Genomic DNA, 25,311 nt, shown 5'->3' with positions numbered 1-25,311 from the left:
CGCGCGAGCCCCGCCCCACGCCCAGCTTCCGCAGTCGGTGCGCGAGCTGGTTCGCCCGCGTCTCCACCTGCCGGTACGTCCGCTGCTCTCCCGCGAAGTCCAGCGCCACCACGTCCGGCGTGCGCTCCACCTGCGCCGTCACCAGCGTGTGGACGCACTGCTCCCTTGGGTACGCCGTGCGCGTCGCGTTCCACGCCACCACCTGCCGCTGCCGCTCCTCCGCCGTCAGCAGCTCCAGACGCCCCACCTTCGCGTCCGGGTTCGCCGCGATTCCCCGCAGCAGCACCTCCAGGTGCCCCGCCATCCGCTCCACCGTCGCCGCGTCGAACAGGTCGGTGTTGTACTCAATCGACCCCAGGAACCCCTTCGGCGTGTCCGTCAGCGACAGCGTCAGCTCGTACTTGGCCGTGCGATCGTCCGCCTCCATCGGGAACAGGGACAGTCCACCGGGCAACTGCTGCTCGGTCAGCGTCTCCTGCTGGAGCGCGAACATCACCTGGAACAGCGGCGGTCGGCGCAGGTCGCGCTCAGGAGCCAGGGCCTCCACCAGCTTCTCGAACGGCACCTCCTGATGGGCGAACGCACCCAGCGTCGTCTCACGTACCTGCTTGAGCAGCTCGCGGAACGTCAGCCCGCCCCCGAGCTTCGCGCGCAGCACCAGCGTGTTGACGAAGAAGCCGACCAGTCCCTCCAGCTCCGTGCGGTCACGGCCCGCGATGGGCGTGCCCACGCGGATGTCGTCCTGCCCGCTGTAGCGCGACAGCAACACCTGCCAGGCCGCGAGCAGCGTCATGAACGGCGTCACGCCCTCGCGACGGCCCAGGGCCCGCAGCGCGTCGGACAGCGCGGCGGGCACCGCGAGCGGCAGACGCGCGCCCCGGAACGTCTGCACCGCCGGACGCGGACGATCAGTCGCCAGCTCCAGCGTTTGCGTCCCCTCACCGAGCTGCCGCATCCACCACGCGAGCCGCGCCTCCAGCGCGTCGCCCTGCAACCAGCCGCGCTGCCATGTCGCGTAGTCGGTGTAGCGCACCGGAAGCTCCGGCAGCGACGCGGGCTGGCCCGTGCGGAACGCCTCGTAGAGCGCGGTCAGCTCGCGCACGAGGACGCCCATGGACCAACCGTCGGAGACGATGTGGTGCACCGTCAGCAGCAGCACGTGTTGCTGCTCGGTGAGCCGCAGCAGCGTCGCCCGGAAGAGCAGGCCTCGGGACAACTCGAAGGGCCGGCGCGCTTCCTCTCCCGCGAGCCGCTGCGCTTCCGTCTCACGCTCGGCCGCGTCCACCGCGCCCAGGTCCACGGGGACCAGGTGCAGCGCCCACGCTGGCAGGATGACCTGCACGGGGTGGCCTTCGTCGGAGCGGATCCGCGTCCGCAGCGCCTCATGGCGCAGGAGCAGGAACTGGAGGGCATGCTCCAGCGCGGGCACGTCCAGCGGGCCTTCCATCCGGACGGCGGCGGGGATGTTGTAGGTGGCGGTTCCCGGTTCGAGCTGATCGATGAACCAGAGCCGCTGCTGCGCGAAGGACAACGGCGTCGCGCCCTCCGCCTGCGCCGCGACCAGCGGAGGCGGCCCGTCGCCCACGGTGCCCCGTCGGGCTTCGTCGATGCGCGCGGCCAGCTCCGCGACGGTGGGCGCTTCGAAGAGCGCACGCAGCGGCAGCTCCACCCCCAGGGTGGAACGGATGCGTGAAATCACCTGCGTCGCCAGCAGTGAGTGGCCGCCCAGGTCGAAGAAGCCGTCCCGCGTTCCCACCCGTGCGACGCCCAGCACCTGCGCCCACTCCCCGGCCAGGACCTCTTCCGTCGGAGTCCTTGGCGCGACGTAGGATTCGCGGGCATCCGCCACCGGCTCCACCGAGGGAAGGGCCTTGCGGTCCACCTTGCCGTTGGGCGTGAGCGGCAGCGCCGGCAGCACGACGAAGGCCGACGGCACCATGTACTCAGGCAGTGCGTCCTTCAGCGCCGAGCGCACGCTCGCGACGTCCAGGGCCTCACCGGCCACGTACGCCACCAGCCGCTTGCCCAACGTCCCTTCATCCCGCGCCACCACCACGCACTCGCGCACGCCCTGGCACCGGGCCAGCGCCGTCTCCACCTCGCCCAGTTCGATGCGGAAGCCACGCACCTTCACCTGCGTGTCCGCGCGGCCCAGGTATTCCAGCACGCCGTCCTCGCGCCAGCGCGCCAGGTCGCCCGTGCGGTACATGCGACTGCCAGCAGGGCCGTGCACCTCCGGAAGGAACTTCTCCGCGGTGAGATCCGGGCGCAGCTGGTAGCCGCGCGCCTGTCCGTCGCCCGCCAGGTACAGCTCCCCCGCCACGCCCACCGGCACGGGCTGGAAGGACGCATCCAGCACGTACGCCCGCGTGTTCGCGACGGGCCGGCCGATGTTCGGCACCTCGTCGCGCCCCACCCGCGACCACGTCGAGTACGTCGTGTCCTCGGAGGGGCCGTAGAGGTTGTAGAGCTTGTGCACGGTCGGGATGCCGTACACCTGCTTCGACAGGGACTCCGGCAGCGCTTCGCCCGCCAGGTTCACCACCCGCACCGACGGGGGCAGCGCGTTCAACCGCACCAACTGCGCCATCGCGGACGGCACGGTGTTGATGAGCGTCACGGCCGCTTCGAGCTTCTCCTCCGCCAACTGGAGCGCGTTGCGCACCACCACCACAGTGCCGCCGCGTGCCAGCGGCGTGAACAGCTCGAACACGGACAGGTCGAAGTTGAGCGACGTCGACGCCAGCACGGCGCGCGTCTCCTCCTCTTCGAACGTCTCCAGGGCCCACGTCAGGAAGGCCACCGCGCCGCGGTGGGTGATGGCCACGCCCTTCGGACGTCCCGTGCTGCCGGACGTGTAGATGAGGTACGCGACGTTCTCCGGCTCGATGTCCACATGAACGGGGCAGGTGGACTCGTCCTCCCAGTCCGCTTCGCGGTCCAGGCACACCGCCTGCCCGCTGAAGGCAGGCAGTGCCTCCAGCAGGTGCGAGTGCGCCACCAACGCCGGGCCTCGCGCGTCTTCCAGCAGGAAGGCCAGGCGCTGCTTCGGGTAGCTCGGGTCCAGGGGCACGTACGCGCCACCGGCCTTGAGGATGCCCAGCGTGCCGATGATGAGGTCTTCCGTGCGCTCCACGCACAGTCCCACCGGCGACTCCGGCCCCACGCCCAGCTTCCGCAGTCGGTGGGCGAGCTGGTTCGAGCGCGCCTCCACCTCCCGGTACGTCAGGTGCCGCGTGCCGCTGATGACCGCGGTCGCCCCGGGCGTGCGCGCCACCTGCGCCTCGAAGAGCCGGGGCAGGGTCGCATCCCGAGGGAACGTCGCTTGAGTCTGGTTCCACTCCACCAGCACCCGCTGCCGCTCCTCCGCCGACAGGATTCCGACCTCCCACACCCGCCCCTCCTCGCCCGCCACGAGCCCTTCCACGGCCTGCTTCCACTGTTCCAGCAGCCGGTCCACGCCTTGCGCGCTGTACCGGGGCGTGTCGTACGACAGCTTCAGGAGCAGCTCGCGACCCGGGAGCGCCAGGGCCGTGAGGGGGTAGTTGCTGCGCTCGATGCCGCGCACGTCGCGGATGCCGAGCGGATTGCCCTGCGCCATGAGCGACGCATCCAGCGGGTAGTTCTCGAAGGCGAAGAGGCTCTGGAACAGCGGCGTCCCGTGGGGCACCTCGCTCCAGCCCTGCACCCGCACCAGCGAGTCGTGCTCGTGCGCCTGCGACTCCGTCTGACGCGCCTGCAGTTGCCGCAGCCACGACACCACGGTGGCATCCGCCGCGACGTGCATGCGGACCGGGAGCGTGTTGATGAAGAGGCCGGGCGCGTCCTCCGCCCCCGGCAGCTCCGGAGGCCGGCCGGACACGGTGGCGCCGAAGACGACGTCCGGCTCGCCGCTGTGACGGGCGAGCACCAGCGCCCAGCCTGCCTGCACCAGCGTGTTCAACGTGAGCTGCTGGCGCCGCGTGAAGGCCTGGAGCGCGGCGGTGGACCGCGATGACAGGTGGATCGAACGCTCGGCGTGACCCTGGGGCACGGACACCGCCGCGTGCGTGTCACCCGGAAGGGACGTCGGGGCCTGGATGCCCGCGAACTCCGCGCGCCAGAAGTCCTCCGAGCGCCCTGTGTCCTGCTGCCGCAGCCAGGCGATGTAGTCCCGGTAGTTGGCGCCCGCGGGGCCCTTCGGAAGCACGCGGCCCTGCACCCGCGCCTGGTAGAGCGCGAAGACCTGCTTGAGCAGCAGGGCCATGCTCCAACCGTCGAGCATCGTGTGGTGGAAGCTCCAGATGAACCGGTGGACGTTCGTGTCCAGGCGCACCAGCGCGATGCGCAGGAGCGGCCCCTCCGCGAGGTCGAAGCCCCGGGTCCGGTCCTCCGCCAGGAAGGTCTCCAGTTGCTGCCGCTGGGCCTCTTCCGTCTGGCCCCGCCAGTCGAGTTCCCGCCACGGCAGCGCCACCTGCTTGCGCACCACCTGCAACGGCTCCTCAATCCCTTCCCAGAGGAACGTCGTGCGCAGCACCGCGTGCCGCGCAAGCAGTTCTTCCCACGTGCGCCGCAGCGCCTGCGTGTCCAGGGGCGCGTGGAAGGACCAGGAGAGCTGCTCGAAGTACACGCCCGACGTCGGCGCCAAGAGCGTGTGGAAGAGGATGCCCTGCTGCATCGGGGAGAGCGGGTAGATGTCCTCGAACCCGTCCACCTTCGCCTGCACCTGCGAAAGCGTGCGCGCGTCCAGCTTCGCCAGGGGGAAGTCCGCTGGCGTGTACCTCGCCGCGTCCTCCGTCTGGCGCCCCGTCACCAGCGTGCGCAGGGCTTCCGTGTACGCCCGCGCGAGGGCTTCCACCGTCGCACGCGTGTGAAGCCCTTCGCTGTACGTCCACGTCACTTCCAACTGGCCACCCACCACCAGCCCGTTCACCTCCAGCACGTGCCCGCGCTGTCCGCCCTCCCCCATCACCGGGCCCGAGGACTCCTTGGCCAGGGTGAAGCCTCCTGCTCCCGTCGCCAGCGCGTCGAACTGCCCCAGGTAGTTGAAGGCCACCTGCGCCTTCGGCGTTTGCTTCAGCTTCGCCACCACCGACTCGGGGCCCTGGTAGCGCAGCAGCCCGTAGCCCACGCCCTTGCCCGGCACCTGCCTCAGCGTGTCCCGCACCGCGCGCAGTGCGTCTCCCGGCGTGCCTGCTTCCGGCACCTCCAGCACCACCGGGTACAGCGACGTGAACCAGCCCACCGTCCGTGTCACGTCCGCGTCCGCGAAGAGCTCCTCACGGCCGTGGCCTTCCACGTCCACGCGCACCTGAGACTGGCCGGACCACTTCGTCAGCACGCGCGCCAGTGCCGCCACCAGCACTTCGTTCACCGTCGCCCGGTACGCAGCCGGCACTTCCTGCAACAGCACCCGCGTCGCTTCCGCGTCCAGCTTCGCCAACACGCCGCGCGCGGAAGCCACGGTGTTGTCCCCCACCGTGTCCACCGGCAATGCGCACGCGTCCTGCGGCTGCGACAGCCACCAGGCGGCTTCCTTCTCCAGCTCCGGGCCTCGCGCGTACGTCTCCAGCTTGCGCGCCCACGCCTGGAAGGACGTCGTCTTCGCCGGCAACTCCACCGCTCGGCCTTCTCGCCGCTGTACGTAGGCCGTGCCCAGGTCCTCCAGCAGCACGCGCCACGACACGCCGTCCACCACCAGGTGGTGCACCACCAGCAGCAGCCGCGACGTCCGCCCCGCTCCGCGCTCGATCAACAGCGCGCGCAGCAACAGGCCCTCGCTCAAATCAAGGCTCGCCTGGGTCCGCGCCACCGCATCCGCGAGCGCCCGGGCCTGATCCGCTTCGGACAACGCGGACACATCCACCTGCTCCAACACCAGCGCCTTCTCAAGGCCGGCGTTGTGCTGCGTCCAACCAGAGTCGCCGCGCAAGTAGCGCATCCGCAGCGCGTCGTGGTGCTCCACCAACGCCCGCAGCGCCTCCTCCAGCCGCTCCGCCTCCACCCCTTCCTTCGCCTCCAGCAGCACCGCCTGGTTGAAGTGGTGTGCCTGCGGCAGCTCCTTCTCGAAGAACCACCGCTGGATCGGCGTCAGCGCCGCCTCGCCCTCCACCAGCCCCTGCTCTCCCACCGAGCCTCGGACCGCCTCCACCACCTTCGCCAACTGCTCCACCGTCGGGTGCTGGAACAACTGCTTCGGCGTCACCTTCAGCCCCGCCTGCCCTGCCTTGGCTACCACCTGGATGCTCAGGATGGAGTCGCCGCCCAGCGCGAAGAAGTTCTCGCGCACGCCCACCCGCTCCACGCCCAGCACCCGCGCCCAGACTCCCGCAAGCGTCTCCTCGGTCCGCGTCCTCGGCGCTTCGTAGGACTCGCTGGCTTCCGTGCTCGCCTCCGGCGCGGGCAGCGCCTTGCGGTCCACCTTGCCGTTCGACGACAGGGGCAGCGCCTCCAGGACGACGAAGGCCGCGGGCACCATGTACTCCGGCAGCCTCGCCTTCAGCTCCGCGCGCAGTCCGTCCACCGACACCCGCGCATCGGCCTGTCCCACGACGTAGGCCACCAGCCGCTTGATACCGGGCGCGTCCTCGCGCACCACCACCACGCTCTCGCGCACGCCCTCGCACTGGCCCAGCGCCGCTTCGACTTCACCCAGCTCGATGCGGAAGCCACGCACCTTCACCTGGAAGTCCAGGCGGCCCAGGTACTCGATGCTCCCGTCGGCCAGGATGCGGGCCTGATCTCCCGTGCGGTACAGCCGCGTCCCCGCGGGCCCGTGCGGATTGGGAACGAAGCGCTCCGCCGTCAGCGACGGACGCCCCAGGTAGCCACGGCCCACCTGCACACCGCCAATGTACAGCTCGCCCGCGAGCCCCACCGGCACCGGCTCCAGGGCCTCGTCCAGGATGAGGATCTGCGTATTCGCCACCGGCCGGCCAATGGGCACGCTGCGCCGTCCGTCGTCGCGCTCGCACGCCCAGAAGGTCACGTCCACCGCGGCCTCCGTCGGGCCGTAGAGGTTGTGCAGCGGCACGCCCAGTCGCTCCAGGCAGCGGTCCTTCAGCTCCAGCGGCAGCGCCTCTCCGCTGCACACCACGCGACGGAGCGCCGTGCACCGCTCCAGCCCGGACTCCTCCAGGAACACCTGGAGCATCGACGGCACGAAGTGCAGCGTCGTGACGCCCTCGCGCGCCATCACGTCCACCAGGTAGGCGGCGTCCTGATGGCCTCCGGGCCGCGCGACCAGCAGCCGCGCTCCGGTGATCAGCGGCCAGAAGAACTCCCACACCGACACGTCGAAGCTGAAGGGCGTCTTCTGCAACACGACGTCCTGCGGCTCCAACCCGTAGGCCTCCTGCATCCAGAGCAGCCGGTTGCAGATGCCCGCGTGGGTGTTCATCGCGCCCTTCGGGCGGCCCGTGCTGCCCGACGTGTAGATGACGTACGCCAGGTGCTCCGGCCCCGCGCCCGACTCCACCGGCGCCGCGGACGACCGCTCCACCTGGGCCCAATCCGAGTCCAGGCACACCACGGGCGTGTTCCCCACGGAGAGCAGGTCCACCAGGTGCCGCTGCGTGAGCAGCACCGCCACCGCCGAGTCCGCCACCTGATACGTCAGGCGCTCGGCCGGGGCGGACGGATCGATGGGCACGTACGCGCCGCCCGCCTTGAGCACGCCCAGGAGCGCGACCACCAGCTCCAGGGAGCGCTCCACGCAGACGCCCACGCGCACCTCGGGCCCCACGCCGCGCTCCCGCAAATGGTGCGCGAGCTGGTTGGCCCGGGCATCCAGCTCGCGGTACGTGAGCCGCAGGCCCTCGAAGTCCACCGCCACCGCGTCCGGCGTGCGCGCGACCTGGGCTTCCACCAGCCCGTGCAGCGTGACGTCGGTCGGGTAGTCGCGGTGCGTGGCGTTCCAGTCCACCAGCAGCAGGTGGCGCTCCGCGACGGACATCAGCGGCAGCGACTTCACCCGCGTCTCCGGATGGGCCACGGCGGCCGTCAGGAGCACGTCCAGGTGCTCCACCCACCGCGCCACCGTCGTCGCGTCGAAGAGGTCGGTGTTGTACTCCAGCGTGCCCGTGAAGCCGGAGGCCGCGTCGGTCAGCGACAGCTTCAGGTCGAACTGCGCGCCCGCGCCCTCCTCCTCCAGCATCCGCAGCGACAGCCCCGGCAGGCGCAGCTCCGGCAGCGGATCCTCCTGGAGCGCCAGCATCACCTGGAACAGCGGCGACCGGCTCAGGTCGCGCTGGGGCTGCAACGCGTCCACCAGCTTCTCGAACGGCACCGCCTGATGCGCGTACGCGCCCAGCGTCGTCTCACGCACCTGCTGGAGCAGTTCCCGGAACGACGGATTCTCCCCCAGCCGCGCCCGCAGCACGAGCGTGTTCACGAACAGGCCGATGAGCCCTTCCAGCTCCGCGCGATCGCGCCCCGCGACCGGCGAGCCCACGAGCACGTCGTCCTGCCCCGCGTGGCGCGCCATCAACACCTGCCACGCCGCCAGCAGCACCATGAAGGGCGTCACGCCCTCGCGCCGGGCCAGCGCGCGCACGGCGTCCGTCAACCCGGGCGACAGGTGCACCGGGAGCGTCGCCCCGGCGGCCGTCTGGACCACCGGACGCGGCCGGTCCGTGGGCAGCGCGAGCACGTGCGACGCGCCTTCGAGCTTCGCCCGCCACCACGCAAGCTGGGCCTCCAGTGTCTCCCCCTGAAGCCACGTCCGCTGCCACGCCGCGTGGTCCGCGGGCTGGAGCGACAGCGGCGGCAGCGGCGATGCGTGCCCCGACACGAAGGCTTCGTAGAGCGCGGCCACTTCCCGCACCATCACCAGCATGGAGCCGCCGTCGGAGACGACGTGGTGCATCGTCAGCAGCAGTACGTGGCGCGTGGGCGCGCACTTCAGGAGCGTGAGCCGCAGGAGCGGTCCGCGCGCCAGGTCGAAGGGACGGCGCGCCTCTTCCGCCATCAGGCGCCGCACCTCCGCGCCCGCGTCCTCATGGGCCGACAGATCCTTCCCCACGAGCGGCACCGGCGAAGGCGCGGCCACGACCTGGAACGGCTGCCCTTCCGGCGCCACCAGCGTGGTGCGCAGCGATTCGTGCCGCTGCACCAGCGCCTCGAACGCGCGCTCCAGGGCGTGCACGTCCAGCGCGCCGTCCAGCTCCACCGCCACGGGGATGTGGTACGCGGGATTGCCCGGTTCCAACTGCTCCAGGAACCACAGGCGCTGCTGCGCGAAGGACGGCACCAGCGCACCGTCGCGCGGCACCGCATGCAACGCGGGCCCCAGCACCCCGGCCTGACCCAGACGGAGGGCGTCGATGCGCGCCGCCAGCGCGCCCAGCGTGGACGCGTCGAACAGCTCACGCACGGGAAGCTCGACCTGGAAGGCCGCGCGGACCGACGAGGACAACCGCGTGGCCAGCAGTGAATGGCCTCCGAGCGCGAAGAAGTCGTCGCGCAGTCCCACCGACTCCACGCGCAGCAACTGGCTCCACAGGCCCGCGAGCAGCACCTCCGTGGGCGTGCCCGGCGCCACGAAGCCATGCTCCGCGCGCGGGGCCTCCGGGACCGGCAGCGCGGCGCGGTCCACCTTGCCATTGGGCGTGAGCGGCAGCGCGTCCAGCACCATCACGGAGGACGGCACCATCGACTCCGGCAGCAGGCGACGGGCGTGCTCCCGGAGCGCGGACTCCCCCAGCGTCTGTCCGGGCTTCGCGACCACATACGCCACGAGCCGCGCGTCTCCCGGCACGTCCTCGCGCGCGACGACCACCGAGGCCGCGACGCCCGCGTGCTGCCCCAGGACGGACTCCACCTCACCCGGTTCGATGCGGAAGCCGCGCACCTTCACCTGATGGTCCACGCGGCCCAGGAACTCCAACGTCCCGTCCGTGCGCCACCGCGCGCGATCGCCCGTGCGGTACAGCCGAGCGCCCGGCGTCCCACCGAACGCATCCGGAACGAAGCGCTCCGCCGTCAGGTCCGGACGGCCCAGGTAGCCACGCACCACGCCGTCGCCGCCGATGAACAACTCGCCGGGCACTCCCATGGGAACGGGGCGCAGGTGCGCGTCCAGCAGGTGCAGGCCGGTGTTCGCCAGCGGCCGTCCCAACGACACCGTTCCGGAGCGCTCGGCCTCCACGCGATGCGTCGAGGACCACACCGTGGTCTCGGTGGGTCCGTACATATTGAGTAATACTGGAACCCGTGCCCGCAAGCGTGCCGCGAGCGCACCCGGAAGTGCTTCACCGCCCACCAGCATCTGCCCCAGCCCGCCGAGCGCCTCCAGCGCGCGTGGCTCCTCCACGAGCGCGCGCGCATACGACGGCGTGCATTGCAGGTGCGTGGCCGCGTGACGCTCCAACGTCTGGGCGAGCGCGACAGGCTCCAGCCCCACCGGCGCGAGCACCACCTGGAAGCCGCGCGTCCACGTCCAGAGCAGCTCCAGCACGGAGATGTCGAACGAGATGCTCGTCACCGCCAGCCACGTGCCCGAGCGCGGCGACACGTGCGCGTCCATCGCGCGGAAGAAGTTCATCACCGTCCGGTGCGGCACCAACACGCCCTTGGGGCGCCCCGTCGAACCGGAGGTGTAGAGCACGTACGCGAGCGTCCCTGAGTCCGTCTCCCGAGGCGCCGCGTCCGGGAAGTCTCCGGCTGGCGAAACACTCGCGTCCAGGGACGCCTCCAACACCAGCCGCTGCCCCTCCGGCACCCGGAGCACGCCGTCCAGGTGGCGCGGTCCCACCAGCACGCGCGCCCCGGAGTCCTGCCACATGGACGCCAGCCGCTCCGCCGGGTAGCCCGGATCCAACGGCAGGTAGGCCGCGCCCGCCTCCAGGATGCCCAGCAGTCCCACCGCCAGCTCCACCGAGCGGTCCACGCACAGGCCCACCACCGACTCCGGGCCCACGCCGCGCGCGCGCAGCTCCCGCGCCACGGCCCGCGCCCGCTGCCGCAGCTCGCGGTACGTCAGCCGGGTGTCCCCGACGATGAGCGCCACGGCGTCCGGCGTGCGGAGCACCTGCGCCGCGAACAGCGACGCGATGGTGGCCTCCGACGGGAAGTCGGTGACGGGCCCCTGCGCCAGCGCCGACAGGTGCTTTGCCTCCGCCGCGTCCAGCAGCGGCAGCGCATCCACCCGGCGCGACGGCTCCGCGACCGCGGCCTGGAGCAGCACGCGCAGGTGCCCGGACAGCCGGGCCACGGTGTCCGCGTCGAACAGGTCGGTGGCGTACTCCAGGAAGCCCTCCAGGCCCCGCGTGGACTCCGCCAGCGACAGCGTCAGGTCGAACATCGCCGTGCCGGTGTGGACGTCCAGCAGGCGCGACTGGAGGCCGGGCAGCACCGGCGCTCCCACCTGCGCGCCCTGAAGGATGAACATCACCTGGAACAGCGGCGTGTGGCCCCGCTCGCGCGCGGGCTGGAGCGCTTCCACCAGCTTCTCGAACGGCACGTCCTGGTGCGCGTACGCCCCCAGCGCCGTGTCCCGCACCCGCCCCAGCAACTGCTGGAACGTGGGCGCGCCGGACAGCCGGGTGCGCATCACCAGCGTGTTGACGAAGAAGCCCACCAGCCCCTGGAACTCCGCGCGCTCCCGCCCCGCGATGGCCGTGCCCACGCTGACGTCGTCCTGCCCCGCGTGGCGCGCGAGGACGGCCTGGAAGCCCGCGAGCAGCACCATGAAGGGCGTCACCCCTTCGCGCACCGCCAGCGTCTTCACCGCGTCCGTCAGCGCCCTGTCCAGCACCACCGGCAGGCGCTCACCGCGAACGTCCCGCACGACGGCACGCGGCCGGTCCGTGGGCAGCTCCAGCAGCCGGGGCGCCCCGGACAGCTGCTGCTTCCAGTACTTCAGCCGCGCCTCCAGCACGGGCCCGTCCAGCCCCTCCCGCTGCCAGTCCGCGAAGTCGGCGTAGCGCAGCGGCAGCGCGGGCAGCGGCGACGGCCGGCCCTCGCGCCGCGCCGCGTACAGCGCGGACAGCTCGCGCACGAGCACCGCCATCGACGCGCCGTCCGACACCGCGTGGTGCATCACCAGCACCAGCACGTGCGTGCTTGGCGCCAGCGTCAGCAGCGTGGCGCGCACCAGCGGCCCTCGCGCCAGATCGAACGGACGGCGTGCCTCCTCCTGCGCCCGCAATGCCGCCGCGGACTCCCCCTCCGACGCGGACAGGGACTCGAACGACACGCGCTCCAACGGCAGCGCCGCATGTGGAGCGATGACCTGGAGCGGACGGCCGTCCTGCGCGCGGAAGGTGGTCCGCAGCGCGTCATGCCGCTCGGCGAGCGCCGCGAGGCTCTCCTCCAGCGCGACCACGTCGAGCGCCCCATCCAGCCGCACCGCCGCCGGCAGGTTGTAGGCCACGTCGCCCGGCGCGTACTGATCCAGGAACCACAACCGCGCCTGCGAGAAGGACACCTCGCGGTCGCCCGTCACGTCCAGTTGGCGCGGCGCGGTCCGCCCCGGCCCCTGCGCCTCCCGGAGCGCGACGAGCTGCCGCGCCAGGGACGCGATGCTCGGTCCCTGGAGCAACAACTCCATGGGCACCGTCAGGCCCGTGCCGGTGGAGACCTCGTGCGCCAGCTCCACCGCCGCCAGCGAGTCCAGCCCGTAGCGCGTCACCGGCGCCTGGAGATCCAGCTCCTCGCGCCGCACGCGCAGGTGCCGGGCCACCACGTCGCGCAGCCACGCCTCCAGCGCCTCCGCCGTCTCCGCGCCCGCCTTCGTCACCGGCGCCGCAGCCGGCGCGGTGCTCGCGCGCGACGCGCCTCCGGACGACGTGGGGCCCGTTGAGCCAGGGCCAGGGCCGGAGCCCGGATCAGAGCCGGAGGGCGGCTCGGGCGGCGGCTCCCGCCACGCCATCACCTCCTGCAACGTGCCGGTGAGGAACCCGGCGCGGCACGCATGGCGCTGCACCTTGCCGCTGGACGTCTTGGGCAGGCTCCCCGGTTCGATGAGCACCACCGCGTACGCCTGCACCTCGTGCAGCTCCGCCAGCCGCTGGCGGATGACGCCGATGGCCGCGTCCGCCGCCTCGAACTGCTGGCGCAGGCCGCCCAGCTTGCGCACGTCGATCTCCTGCACGACGACCGCGCGCTCCTCGCCGCCCACGTCCACGGAGAACACCGCGCCGCCCCCGGGCCGCAGCGCCGGGTGGCCCACCTCCACCGTCGCCTCCATGTCCTGGGGGTAGTGGTTGCGGCCGCGCAGGATGATCAGGTCCTTGCGCCGGCCGGTGACGTACAGCTCACCGTCGGGCCGCAGGAAGCCCAGGTCGCCCGTGCGCAGGTACGGCAGTGAGTCCTCCTGCGCGATGCGCGCCTGGAACGTGTCGTGGCTCGAGTCCTCGCGGCCCCAGTAGCCCGTGGCCACGCTCCGGCCGGACACCCAGATTTCACCCACCACCCCGGGCGCGCGCCGCTCGCGCGTCTCCGGATCCACGATGGCGATGCGCTGATCCAGGATCGTCTGCCCGCAGCCCACCAGCGTCCGGGCCCCCGCGTCGTTGACGCCGGTCTCCTCCGCGCGGTGCTGCTCCAGCGCGCTGGCCGACAATGTCATCGACAGCGGCGGCGCCGACTTCTGGCCTCCGGAGACGATGAGCGTCCCTTCCGCCAGCCCGTAGCAGGGGTAGAACGCTTCGCGCTTGAAGCCGCTGGGGCCGAACGCCTCCACGAAGCGATCCAGCGTCTCCGGGCGGATGGGCTCCGCCCCTGTGAAGGCGACCTCCCAGCGGCTCAGGTCCAGCGCCTGTCGCTGTTCGGGCGTGCTCTTGCGCACGCACAGGTCGAAGGCGAAGTTCGGCCCGCCGCTGACGGTGCCCCCGTAGCGGCTCACCGCCTCCATCCACGCCATGGGCCGCTTGAGGAAGCTCAAGGGCGACATGAGCACCGCGGGGTAGCCCCCGAACAGCGGCTGCATGATGCCGCCGATGAGCCCCATGTCGTGGTACGGCGGCAGCCAGATGACGGCCACGCTGTCGTTGCGCGTTTCGAAGGCGTGGTGGATGAGCCCCAGGTTGTGCACCAGGTTGCCGTGCGTGAGCATCACGCCCTTGGGCGTGCCCGTGGAGCCGGACGTGTACTGGAGGAACGCCAGAGAGTCGGACTTCAGGTCCGGCGCCTTCCAGGAGCCCGCCGCGTCGGTGGGCAGGTCGTCCGTCGCCAGCCACTTCACGCCCCGCAGCTCCGGGGCCTGCTCGAACAGGAACTCCGCCATCGACAGCACGAACGACGTCGTCAACACCACCGTCGCGCGCGCGTCCTGGATGATGGCCCGCAGCCGGGGCAACGTGCGCTCCAGCCGGGACGGATCCGGCGGATACGCGGGCACCGCCACCGCCCCCGCGGTCAGGCACCCGAAGAACCCCGCCACGTAATCCAGCCCGGGCGGATACAGCAGCACCACCCGCTCCCCGGCCCCGCCATGCGCCTGCAGCGTGGCGGCGATCGCCCGCGCCCGCTCGCGCAACCCCGCGAACGTCAGCGCCGTCTCCTCACCCTCCTCCAGGAAGGTGTAGAGCCGCCTCTCCGCCCCCTGCCGGGCCCTCTCGTCGATGAGGTCCAGCAAGGTCGCATAGGCCGGCGCATGGCTCGCCAAAAGCATGGTGGACTTCCTCTGGATGGTTGGCGGTGCAGGACCTGAACCGGGGGGATGGTCCGGCCCACGCACAAGTGGGCGAATCGTATCCGCAAACAAACCCAGCGAGAAATGTCATGCCGGTGCTTCTTGCTTTTCTCTGGGAATCTGTATGCGAACTCAATGACAGCCCCGGCTTCCCTGGAACCGGAGGGTAGAAATCCCCCGCGCGCAGGAAGGAATCCGAGAAGTCGCGGGCCCAGGCGGCGTGTTACCGCCTTGAAGTCACCGAGGGAATCATCAACATTGGCGGGACGCGAGCGCCTCCGGAGGAAGCCGGATGCCTGCTCCCTAGCACTGGCAGCAACATCCCATCCGCTCCGGGTCAAAACGTCCCGGAAGCCCCCCGCGAGACCTCCCCATGCTCGAGCGCCCCATGTACCTGAAGCCCGATGTCGCCATCGAGCCACTGTTCAACCAGTGGTACGTCTGGTGGTACCTGCTGTCGCCCGCGACGGCGCCGCTGTTCGTCTCGCGCCTGCACCTGAAGCTGATGCAGTCGTTCGTGGCGAACCCGGACGTGCACGTCGCCGCGCTCCAGAACCCGGCGCTGATGGGCGGCCCGTTCATCAACCACCCCGTGTCGCGCGTGGGGGACGTGAAGGCGCTGCTGGACCGCACCACGAAGGACCACGCGGACTTCCTGGCCTACACCAAGGCGCTGGCGGACCTGGAGCAGCTGCTCGCCAGCTCCAAGGGTGAGTCGCTGGAGCCGCTCTACGCGAAGGTGCCGGACATGCTCCGGGGCTACGTGGAGCTGACGTACGACCTGGCCCACCGGGCCAACGCCCGCATCATGGAGCCGCTGCTCTACCGCAGCAGCCTGTACAAGGAGTCGTCGCAGAGCGTGTCGCTGATGCGCGTCACGGGAGACGCGCGCAAGTATGTCTTCAGCACGCCCCGGCTCGAAGGGGACACGCCGCTGTGGCTCCAGGTGCCCTTCCGGCACGAGGGCCTGGACGCCCTCTTCCGCATGCGTCACACGCCGGGCAGCCCCGGGCAGGTGGCGGAGATGCTGGGCGTGCCGACCTCCGCGGCGGACGCGTTCGCGGACCTCTTCACGGACGTGGCCCCCCGCAAGCCGGAGCCCTACACGGGGCCGGGCGTACGCGTGCGCTACTTCGGTCACGCGTGCGTGCTGATGGAGACGCGCGAGGTGTCCGTCCTCACCGACCCCGTCATCAGCTACGAGTTCCCCACCGAGCACGCGCGCTTCACCCACGCGGACCTGCCGGAGAAGATCGACTACGTCCTCATCACCCACGGCCACGCCGACCACCTGATGATGGAGACGCTCATCCAGCTGCGTCACCGCATCGGGACCATCGTCGTGCCCCGCTCCAACTCGTTCTCGCTGGCGGATCCGTCGCTGCGCCTGATGCTGGAGAAGACGGGCTTCCGCAACGTCGTTGAAATCGACGACCTGCAGGAGATCCGCATCCCCGGCGGTTCGCTGATGGGCATTCCCTTCATTGGCGAGCACAGCGACCTGTCCGTGCAGGCGAAGACGGCGCACCTGGTCCGCCTGGGCGGCCGCGCGATGCTGATGGCCGCGGACTCCAACGCGCTGGAGCCCCGCATGTACGAACACCTCCAGGAGCTGGTGGGCCCGCTGGACGCGCTCTACCTGGGCATGGAGTGCGAGGGCGGCCCGATGAGCTGGATGTACGGCCCGCTGCTCAGCAATCCCCTGCCGCGCAAAATGGACCAGTCGCGCCGGCTCAACGGCTCCGACTCCGCGCGCGCCACGGAGATCCTCAACCACCTGAAGCCGCGCGAGTCCTTCGTCTACGCCATGGGCCAGGAGCCCTGGCTGCGCCACGTCATGGTGCTCCAGTACGACGAGACGGCGCCCCAGATGATCGAATCGAACAAGTTCCTGGAAGTCTGCCGCAGCCGGAACATTCCGGCCGAGCGGCCCTTCCTGCGGATGGAGCGGATCCTGGAGTAGCGCGGGGCGCAGGTCAGGTGAGGCGCGGCGGGCCGGACGGCACATAGAATCGCCGGCCATGGCCCCCCGTCCCACCCGTCCCGTGTTGAGAGCGGTGTTGAACGCCCTGGCGACGTTCCTCGCCACGCTCAAGGGCGTCCACCAGATGCTGTTCGACGCCGTGCGCTGGTCGCGCATGCGCTACGTGTGGCTCAAGCCCCAGCCCACGGACATCTTCATCGCCACCGCGCCCAAGGCGGGGACGACGTGGACGCAGCAGATCGTCTTCCAGCTGCTCACGCGGGGCCGGGGCGAGTTTCAGCACATCGACCAGGTGGCGCCCTTCGTGGACGTGATGTCGCTCATCCCGCACGCGGAGCGGCTGCTGGACGCCATGCCCGCGCCGCGCGTCTTCAAGACCCACCTGACCTACGGCGTGCTGCGCCCCCCCGCAGCCTGCCGCATCATCTACGTCACGCGCGTCGCCTCGGACAGCCTGCTGTCGCGCTACCAGCACGACTGCCTGATGCAGGGTCAGCGCATCGACTTCGACCGCTACGTCCAGCACTCGCTGCGAGCCAACGAATGGGGCCGGCACCTGGCCTCGTGGTGGCCGCACCGCGCGGATCCGAACGTGCTGCACGTGCGGTACGCGGACCTCGTCGCCGACCGGGAAGCATGCCTGCGCCGCATTGGCGCCTTCCTGGGCGTGCCCGTCCAGGACGAGGACCTGCCCCTGCTGATGGAGAAGACGGGCTTCGAATACATGAAGCAGCACGACGCCCGGTTCGACCCCCGGCTGTCGCGGCACGAGCCCCTGGATCCGGGCCAGGGCTTCGTCTTCAAGGGCGGCGTGGGCCGGGGCAAGCAGACGCTCAAGCCGGAGCAGCAGGCCCGGCTGGATGCGCGCGACAAGGCGCTCCGCCAGAAGCTGCTCATCTCCGACGAAGCACTCTAGCGACGCGCGCGTCCGTCAGGCCTCGTGGCCCTTCAGCCCGCGCAGGCCCGCGAGCAGCGCCTCACCGTCCGGCGTGCCCAGGCCGGTGCACGCATTCCACACGGCGTCCGCGCTGGCGAAGTACGCGCCATTGCCACCCCGGGTGATGCGGTGGACGACGGGCGCGCCCTGGCGCACCAGCGTGTACAGGCGGGGGTTGAGGAAGCCCACGCGCTCCCCCAGCCCCTCGTTGATGAGGGTGAGGAGCGCGGCCCACATCGGCGCGGCGGCGCTGGTGCCCGCGGCGACCCCGCGCTGCCCCTTGAAGACGATTTGATAGCCGGTGTGCAGGTCGGCGTTGGCCGCGACGTCGGGCACGCCCCGCCCCGGCGTCCTCGACGTGAGCTGGAACACGCCGCCCTTCCAGGTGGTGTTCACCTGCACGGGCACGTTCATGCCGTTCTGGTACGGGGGCAGCGCGTTCATCGTGCTCACCCCGCCGCTGCTCGCGCCGGCCGACACGGTGAAGCCCAGGGCGCCCATGGACATGGCCTCGCCCAGGCGGTTCCACACCTGCTCGTGGAGGATGCGGTCCCCGTCGGCTTCGAGCGTCGTGCCGCCGCAGCCCAGCACCAGCGCGCTCGCGGCGGGATAGCTGGGCGCCGCCACGGTGATGGCGTCCGTGGGTGAGCCGCCCTTCACGGGCACCTGCGAGCCCAGGTCCCCGGAGGCCGCGCACACGGTGATGCCCAGGAGCGCCGCTTCCTTGAAGAGCCGCTCGAAGGCGGCCTCCTCGTCCGGCTGGATGAGGGAGCCTTCATAGAAGGACCAGCTGCTGGTCAGCACCGACGGCCGGTTCGTCCGGTCGCTGATGGCCATGGCGAAGGCGCGGTGGTAGTCGCCCAGCGAGTAGTCCTTGGAGCCCGCGTTGTAGACGACGACGCGCGCCTTGGGACACACCGAGGACACCAGCTCCACGTCCATGGTGACCTCCGCGTTGGAGCTGACGCTCAAGGTCGGCTTGTTGGGCCCCACGTTCACCGGCGCCTCGCGCGTCACGCCCATCCAGGACAGGTACTCGGTGAGGTCCTCCTGCCTGTAGCCGCCCGTCAGCTCGATGATGCCCACGCACTGGCCCTCGCCCTGCGTCGGGGGATAGCGGTAGAGGCGCGCCACCTGCGCGGCCGGATACGAGCGCAGCCCGGCATCCTCCGCCTGCGTCACGGGGACGGGCGGTGACGCGGAGCTGTGGGTGACCAGCGGCCGCGTGTCCAGGCCGAACACCCACTCCACGACGCCGCGCAGGGGGCGCGGCATCGCGAGGGGTTTCGTGTGGCTCAGGAACGACAGCTTCCCCAACTGGTAGCCCTTGAGGTCCACGCTGAAGGCCTTGCGGATGGCGGTGGGCGAACCTTCGAGCTGCACGAAGCCCCGGTCGCGCTGCACGGAAACCACGCGCAGATGGAACGCCTTGGCGAAGCGCTCCACGGCGGCCAGGTCCTTCTTCGCCGTGCCGTACTTCGCCTCGAACTCCTCGTGGGTGAGCGGACGGGGCGGAGGCTCCTCGCACAGCGCCTCCACCGTCGGCAGGGGCACCGCGGGGCGCAGCAGCAGGGTGAGCTTCACGGGGCCCTTGAGGGCACGAACCCGGAGGGGAAGGGGCACCGGGAAGGGAAACACTCGCTCGCGCTGCGCCGGGGGGATGCGGGCCATGCGCGGCTTTCTACCACGCACGCCCCCACGCACCGTCCGGGTCGTATCCACCGCCCCGCGCCACAGGTAGGCTCGCGCCCCCGCCCATGAACCGAGCCCTCCGCCTCAAGCCCCACCTGCGCGCCGAGGTGCTCGATTCGCGGCGCGTCTTCCTTGTCGGTGAACGCGCCCAGTTCCTGCTGGAGGGTTCCCCGCACGCGCGCGTCGTGCCCCTGCTGGACGGCCAGCGCACCGTGGCCCAGATCATCACCGCGCTGGAAGGACAGGTCTCCGCGCCGGAGGTGCTCTACGTGCTGTCGCTCCTGGAGGAGCGTGGACACGTGGAGACCGCGGACGACGTGTTCGACGCGGAGGTCGCCGGCTTCTGGGAGTCGCTGGGCATCGACGCGGCGCGCGCGGCCGAACGGCTGCTGGACACGCCCGTCGCCGTGCGCGCCGTCGCGGGCGAGGACGCCGAGCGGCTGGTGGACGCCCTGCGGGACACCGGCCTGGACGTGCGCGAGGAAGCGGACCGCCACATCCTGCTGGTGGACGACTACCTGTCCCCGGAAGCACTCGCGCTCGCGCGAGCGGCCCGGAGCGCCGGGGCCGCTTTCCTGCCGGTGAAGGTCGCGGGCACCGCGTGCCATGCGGGCCCCGTCTTCGCCCCCGGGGACGGCGCATGCTGGACGTGCCTCGCCTCGCGCCTGCGCGGCAACCGCCCCATCGAGCAGTACCTCGCGCGGCGGGAAGCCCCGACGCGGCCCGCGCGGACCGGACTGCCCACGACGGCGCAGGCGGGGCTGTCCTTCGCGGCGACGCTCGCGGCGCGCTGGGTGGTGGAGGGCGACACGGCGGAGGCCCGTCACACGCGGCTGTGGACGCTCGACTTCGCCACCTGGACGCTGGACTCGCACGCCGTGACGCGACGTCCGCAGTGTCCGGACTGCGGCGACCCCGGCTGGATGGAAGCGCGCGCGCGACAGCCGCTGGTGCTGGCCTCACGCCCCAAGCGCTTCACCGACGATGGCGGGCACCGCGTCCTCACGCCCGAGGAGACCTGGGAGCGCCACCGCCACCTCGTGAGCCCGGTGACGGGCGTAGTGAGCGACCTGCGCGCGGTGCCGGGGGATGCACCGCTGGGCCACATCCAGTCCGCCCTCTTCCGCGTGTGCCCGTGGACGGACGCGCCGGCCTCCGACGACTTCCACCGCGTGGCCAGCGGCAAGGGCCGCACGGAGGTCCAGGCCCGCGCGGGTGCGTTGGGCGAGGCCCTGGAGCGCTACAGCGCCGTGTTCCAGGGCGACGAGCCCCGCGTCCACGCCACCGCGTCATCCCTGGGCGCGCAGGCCGTGCTTCCGGACGTGCTCCAGCACTTCAGCGCCGCGCAGTTCGCGAAGCGGCCTGATGGAGCAACACACCGCGACGCGCGCACCGCCATCCCCCGGCCCTACGACGACCAGCCGATGGACTGGAGCCCCGCGTGGTCGCTCACGCACGACGCGCGCCGCTACGTGCCCACGTCGTTCGCGTACCTCTTCGCGCCCACGCCCGCCGACGGCCCCTTCTGCCTCTTCAACTCCAACGGGAACGCGGCCGGCAACTGCGTGGAGGAGGCCATCCTCCAGGGGTTCCTGGAGCTGGTGGAGCGCGATGCGGTGGCGCTCTGGTGGTACAACCGCCTGCGCCGTCCCCGGGTGGAGTTGCAGAGCTTCGACGAGCCCTGGTTCACGTCGGTGGAGGCGCACTACCGGACGCTGGGGCTGCGGCTGTGGGTGCTCGACCTCACGCACGACCTGGGCATCCCGGTGTTCGCCGCGCTCGTGTGGTCCCCGGCGCGTGGCAGGGCCTGGGCCGGGTGCGGCTGTCACTTCGACGCGAAGCTCGCCGTGCAGCGCGCGCTCACGGAAGTGGCCCAGTGCTACGACCCGAAGGACACGTCCGCATCGCCCTGGGACCTGGGCGCGCACGCGGACCCCTCGTGGCTGCTTCCCGACGAAGCGGCCGCTGCGCGCGTGTGCTCCGACTTCCCACGCGTATGGCATGACGACCTGCGTGACGACGTGACGGAGTGCGTCGCGCGCGCCGCACGCGCGGGCATGGAGGTGCTGGTGGTGGACCAGGGGCGGCCGGATGTGGGCCTGTCGGCGGTGAAGGTCATCGTGCCGGGCCTGCGACACTTCTGGCCCCGCCTGGGCCCCGGCCGGCTGTATGACGTACCGGTGCGGATGGGCTGGCTGTCCGCGCCGCTGACCGAAGCGCAGCTCAACCCCGTGCCCTTCTACTTCTGAGCGTTCCTCCGCCTTGTCGCCCTCCCCTCCCAGGCCCCGCATCCTGCTGGTCCAGTGCGGACCGGACCGACGGCACGTCGACCGGGAGACGGAGGACTTCGACCCGGAGCGCGGGCTCGTGAAGCGCGCGACGATGACGCCGCTGGCCTGCGCGACGCTCGCGGCGCTCACGCCCGACACCTTCAGCGTGGACATCTGGGACGAGGAGCTGCACGGACAGCTCCGCGTGGACACGGAGCTTGCGGACTACGACATCGTCGGCGTGTCGGTGATGTACTCCGCCCTCACCTACCAGGCGCGCTTCCTGGGGGGCTTCTTCCGGGACCGGGGCGCCACCGTCGTCGCGGGAGGCCCCGCCGTCTCCGCCGCGCCGGAGGACTACCGGGGCTTCTTCGACGCGCTCTTCGTCAACGAGGCGGAGCGCACCTGGCCGCGCTTCCTCGCGGACTACCTCCAGGGCGAGTACGCGCCGGAGTACCGGCAGATTGAAAAGCCCGCCCTGAGCGAGAGCCCTCCGCCGCGCTGGGACGGCATCGCCGCGGACTTCCCGCGCTATGCCTGGGGCTCCGTGCAGACCACGCGCGGCTGCCCCTTCGACTGTTCCTTCTGCGACGTCATCTACCTGTACGGCCGCAAGCAGCGGCACAAGCCGGTGGCCCAGGTGCTGGACGAGGTCCGGGCCCACGCGGCGCTCGGCGCGGAGGGCGTGTTCTTCGCGGACGACGAGTTCATTGGCGACGCGGGCTACGCGAAGGAGGTGCTCGCGGGGCTGGTGCCGCTCAACCGCGCCCTGCCCCGCCCGCTGCGCTTCTTCACCCAGGTGACGATGAACCTGAGCCGCGACGCGGCGCTGCTGGAAGGCATGGCGGACGCCAACTTCTACACCGTCGTGCTGGGCATCGAGTCCTTTGACGCCGCCGCGCTCAAGGAAGCGCAGAAGCACCAGAACGTGCGCGCGGACCTCATCGGCGACCTGCTGAAGATTCAGGCGCACGGCATCGGGCCCCGGGGCAGCTTCATCGTCGGGTTCGATCACGACACGCCCGCGGTGTTCGACTCGCTGCACGCGAACATCCAGCGCTCGCACCTGCCGTGGGTGGTGGTCGCGCCCCTGCAGGCGCCGCGCGGCACGAAGCTGTGGACGCGGCTGCGCGCGGAGGGCCGGCTCGCCACGCCCCGCAAGGCGCAGTCGCGCGACCGGGGCGCCATCGTGCTCAACGTGATGCCGCTGGGCATGACGCGGCCCCAGCTCCTCGAAGGGTTCCGCGACCTGGTGGAGCGGCTGTCCACGTGGGACGCCGCCTGCGAGCGCATCCGGGGCTTCATCGCCGGCATCCAGCGTCCGCCCCGCGTGGTGGAACCGGAGTGGCCGGAGGCTGTCACCGACCGCTTCCTGCGCGAGGCCACCGACGCGTGGGCCCTGACGTCCGCCGAGCGCACCGCGCTGGGCGACACGCTCCTGGAGGTCCGCCGCACCGCGCCCGCGATGCTGCCGCGCGCGGTGTTCTTCCTCGCGCGCAACCAGAACGAGCGCCGCCGGCACGAGCGGCTCTTCACCGACTTCGACGCCGTGCTGGACGCGGAGCGCAAGGGCGACTTCATCCCGGACACGCAGCCCGTCTACGTGCCGCCCACCTTCGCCACCGCGATGCGCGACGTGTTCCCGGACCTGTACGTGCGCCTCAACCGTGACCTGCCCGACCGCCGCGACGTGCCCGAGGCGTCGCGCGAGGTGCTGGTGGACTTCGTCTCCCGCTGGGGCGAGGGCTTCCAGACGATAGAGCCGCAGCACCACGAGTTCCTGCGCGAGCTGTGCGACGCGGCGGTGGCGGCGCGCGGCGGACACCCCGGGGCCATGGCCACCGACGAGGAACACGCCCTGCGCACCCTGGCCCGGCGCACCGGCCTGCTGGAAGCGCTGCTCAAGGACGTGCGCGACGAGCTCGCGAGCTGGGGACGGTGAGCGATGCGTGACGGCCTCCCCATCTTCGACGCGGACCGCCACGTCCTGGAGCCGCTCAGCCTCTGGGCGGAGCACCTGGAGCCCGCGCTGCGCAAGCACGCGCCCCGGCCGGGACGCCTCCCGGAGGAGTCCCTCCAGGAGCGGCTGGAGCGGCTGGGCCCCCAGGGCCTGCTGCCCGTGCAGCCCCTGCCGGAGGTGGACGGCAAGGCGCTGTGGAACCACATGCCGGAGCGCGCCTGGCTGGAGTTCTCCGCGCGCTCCTACAAGCAGTTGGGCCGCAATGAACTCCTGGCGCGGCCGGACGTGTACCTGGCGGAGATGGACCGCACGGGCGTGGACCGGGCGGCGCTCTTCCCCACGTACGCGCTGCTCCTGGAGGGCTTCTGGCCACTCAAGCCGCGCGTGGCCTCCGCCTTCGCGTCCGTCTACAACACGTGGCTGCACGGCTTCTGCGCGCTGAACCCGGAGCGCCTGCGCGGCGTGGGGCTCATCAGCCGCCACGAACCGGAGGCCATGGTGGCGGAGGTGCGGCGCGTGGCGGGCTTCGGCTGGGGCGCGGTGATGGTGCGGCCCAACCCCATTGGCGGCCGGCTGCTGTCCGACGCGGCCTATGAGCCGTTCTGGTCCGAGTGCGAGGCCCGCTCCATCGCCGTGGTGCTGCACGGCAGCGGCCACGTCTACGTGCCGTCAGCGGGCGCGGACCGCTTCGACACGCGCTTCGCCAACCACGCCTGCGCCCACCCCATGGAGCTGATGATGGGGCTGCTCGCGCTCCTGCAGGGCGGCGTGCTGGAGCGCCACCCCGCCCTGCGCATCGGCGCGATGGAGGCCGGCTGTGGCTGGTTGCCCTACTGGTCCTGGCGCCTGGACGCGGAGTACCGCGCCGTGGGTGCCGAGGTCTCCGCCACCATCCGACAACCTCCATCCGCCTACCTGCGCCAACACTGCTTCGTCTCCGTGGAGCCGGATGAGCCCTACCTGCCTGACATGATGCGACATCTGCCGGAAGAGCGGCTGCTGTTCGGAAGCGACTTCCCACATCTGGACCATGAGGAGGACGTCTTGGGTTCCCTGCTGTCCTTGCGTGACCGGATACCCGAAAGTCGTCTACGAAAGGTTCTCTGGGAAAACCCGACTCGGTTCTACGGTGCGGAACCGTGAGGCCGCTTGAATGAGACTGTCGCTCGCCGAAGGCGTGGCGCTGCGTTGCCCCGAAGCGGAGGACGCGCGCGTGGAAGGTCCGGGCCGCTCGCTGCGCCTGGGCGTGCTGGCCCCGGGTGTGCGCGCTGTCTTCGAGTCACTGGCGGACGGAGGCATCCAGGAGACGGAGGTGCCGGCCGCGGCGGGCTCGGACGCTTCGCTCGCGTGGTACTGGCTGGACCTGGCCGGTGACGGGGGCCTGCTGTCGTGGACGGTGGAGGAGCGCGGCAACCTGCTCATGACGCTGACGCCGGCGTCCGCGTCCTTCCTGCGGCGCCGCGCGACGTTCGACGCGCTGGTGCCGCTGCAACTGTCCCGCTTCGCGCACACGCGCATGGCGGCGGGACACGCGGTGCTGGACTGTCCCACCGTGCACGCCACCGCGGTGCTGCATGACCGGCGCGTGGTGTCGCTGCTGTTCGACATGGCGCGCCCCACGCTGCTGGCGCGGCTCAACCAGTTCAACACCGGCATCGAGTCCGTGACGCTCCGGGAGCTGGTGCGCCTGCTGGCGGAGACGGGCATCCTCGTGCCGGAAGGACTGGACGTGCCGGCGTCGGAGGCGACGCTCACCGCCCTGCGCCAGTGGGAGCCGCACGACCTGCTCTTCCACCTGCGCTCCCGGGGCTGGGGCCACCAGACGCGCGCGGGCGCCACCTACCGCTTCCGGGG

General features: G+C 71.5%; 8 protein-coding genes. 6 read left to right on the top strand and 2 right to left on the bottom strand.

Annotation, left to right across the window (positions count from 1 at the left end; translation table 11 throughout):
- The coding region (locus tag D7Y13_RS16160; protein WP_147452455.1) for a non-ribosomal peptide synthase/polyketide synthase at positions 1 to 14,593 on the bottom strand (14,593 nt) is incomplete at its 3' end.
- 394 nt (positions 14,594 to 14,987) lie between these two features.
- On the opposite strand from D7Y13_RS16160, the gene D7Y13_RS16155 reads away from it, so the two are divergent.
- The gene (locus tag D7Y13_RS16155) at positions 14,988 to 16,577 is read left to right on the top strand and encodes an MBL fold metallo-hydrolase (protein ID WP_120535676.1); all 1,590 of its coding nucleotides are present in this window, start codon (positions 14,988 to 14,990) and stop codon (positions 16,575 to 16,577) included.
- 58 nt (positions 16,578 to 16,635) lie between these two features.
- A complete protein-coding gene (locus D7Y13_RS16150) occupies positions 16,636 to 17,514 on the top strand; it encodes a sulfotransferase domain-containing protein (protein ID WP_120584470.1) in 879 nt (292 codons plus the stop codon).
- Positions 17,515 to 17,529: 15 nt separating this feature from the next.
- Here the strand turns inward: D7Y13_RS16150 and D7Y13_RS16145 are convergent, their stop codons facing one another.
- The gene (locus D7Y13_RS16145) at positions 17,530 to 19,206 is read right to left on the bottom strand and encodes a S53 family peptidase (RefSeq protein ID WP_120535674.1); all 1,677 of its coding nucleotides are present in this window, start codon (positions 19,204 to 19,206) and stop codon (positions 17,530 to 17,532) included.
- Between the two features lie 86 nt (positions 19,207 to 19,292).
- Here D7Y13_RS16145 and D7Y13_RS16140 point away from each other — a divergent pair, with 86 nt between their 5' ends.
- The 4 genes from D7Y13_RS16140 to D7Y13_RS16125 all read left to right on the top strand — a co-directional run.
- Positions 19,293 to 21,476: a TOMM precursor leader peptide-binding protein gene (locus tag D7Y13_RS16140; protein ID WP_120584471.1), complete on the top strand. Its 2,184-nt coding sequence runs from the start codon at positions 19,293 to 19,295 to the stop codon at positions 21,474 to 21,476.
- A gap of 13 nt (positions 21,477 to 21,489) precedes the next feature.
- On the top strand, positions 21,490 to 23,439 hold the full coding sequence (locus D7Y13_RS16135; protein WP_120584472.1) for a B12-binding domain-containing radical SAM protein: 1,950 nt from the start codon (positions 21,490 to 21,492) through the stop codon (positions 23,437 to 23,439).
- 3 nt (positions 23,440 to 23,442) lie between these two features.
- Positions 23,443 to 24,600, top strand: coding sequence for an amidohydrolase family protein (locus D7Y13_RS16130; RefSeq protein WP_120584473.1), 1,158 nt, complete (start codon positions 23,443 to 23,445; stop codon positions 24,598 to 24,600).
- Positions 24,601 to 24,610: 10 nt separating this feature from the next.
- On the top strand, positions 24,611 to 25,311 hold a 701-nt coding region (locus D7Y13_RS16125), incomplete at its 3' end, for a hypothetical protein (RefSeq protein ID WP_208734467.1).

The sequence above is a fragment of the Corallococcus praedator genome (genome assembly GCF_003612125.1).
In the GTDB taxonomy this organism is placed as follows: domain Bacteria; phylum Myxococcota; class Myxococcia; order Myxococcales; family Myxococcaceae; genus Corallococcus; species Corallococcus praedator.
The sequence above is the reverse complement of the archived record's forward strand: the minus strand, read 5'-3'. Positions and strand labels throughout refer to the sequence as shown.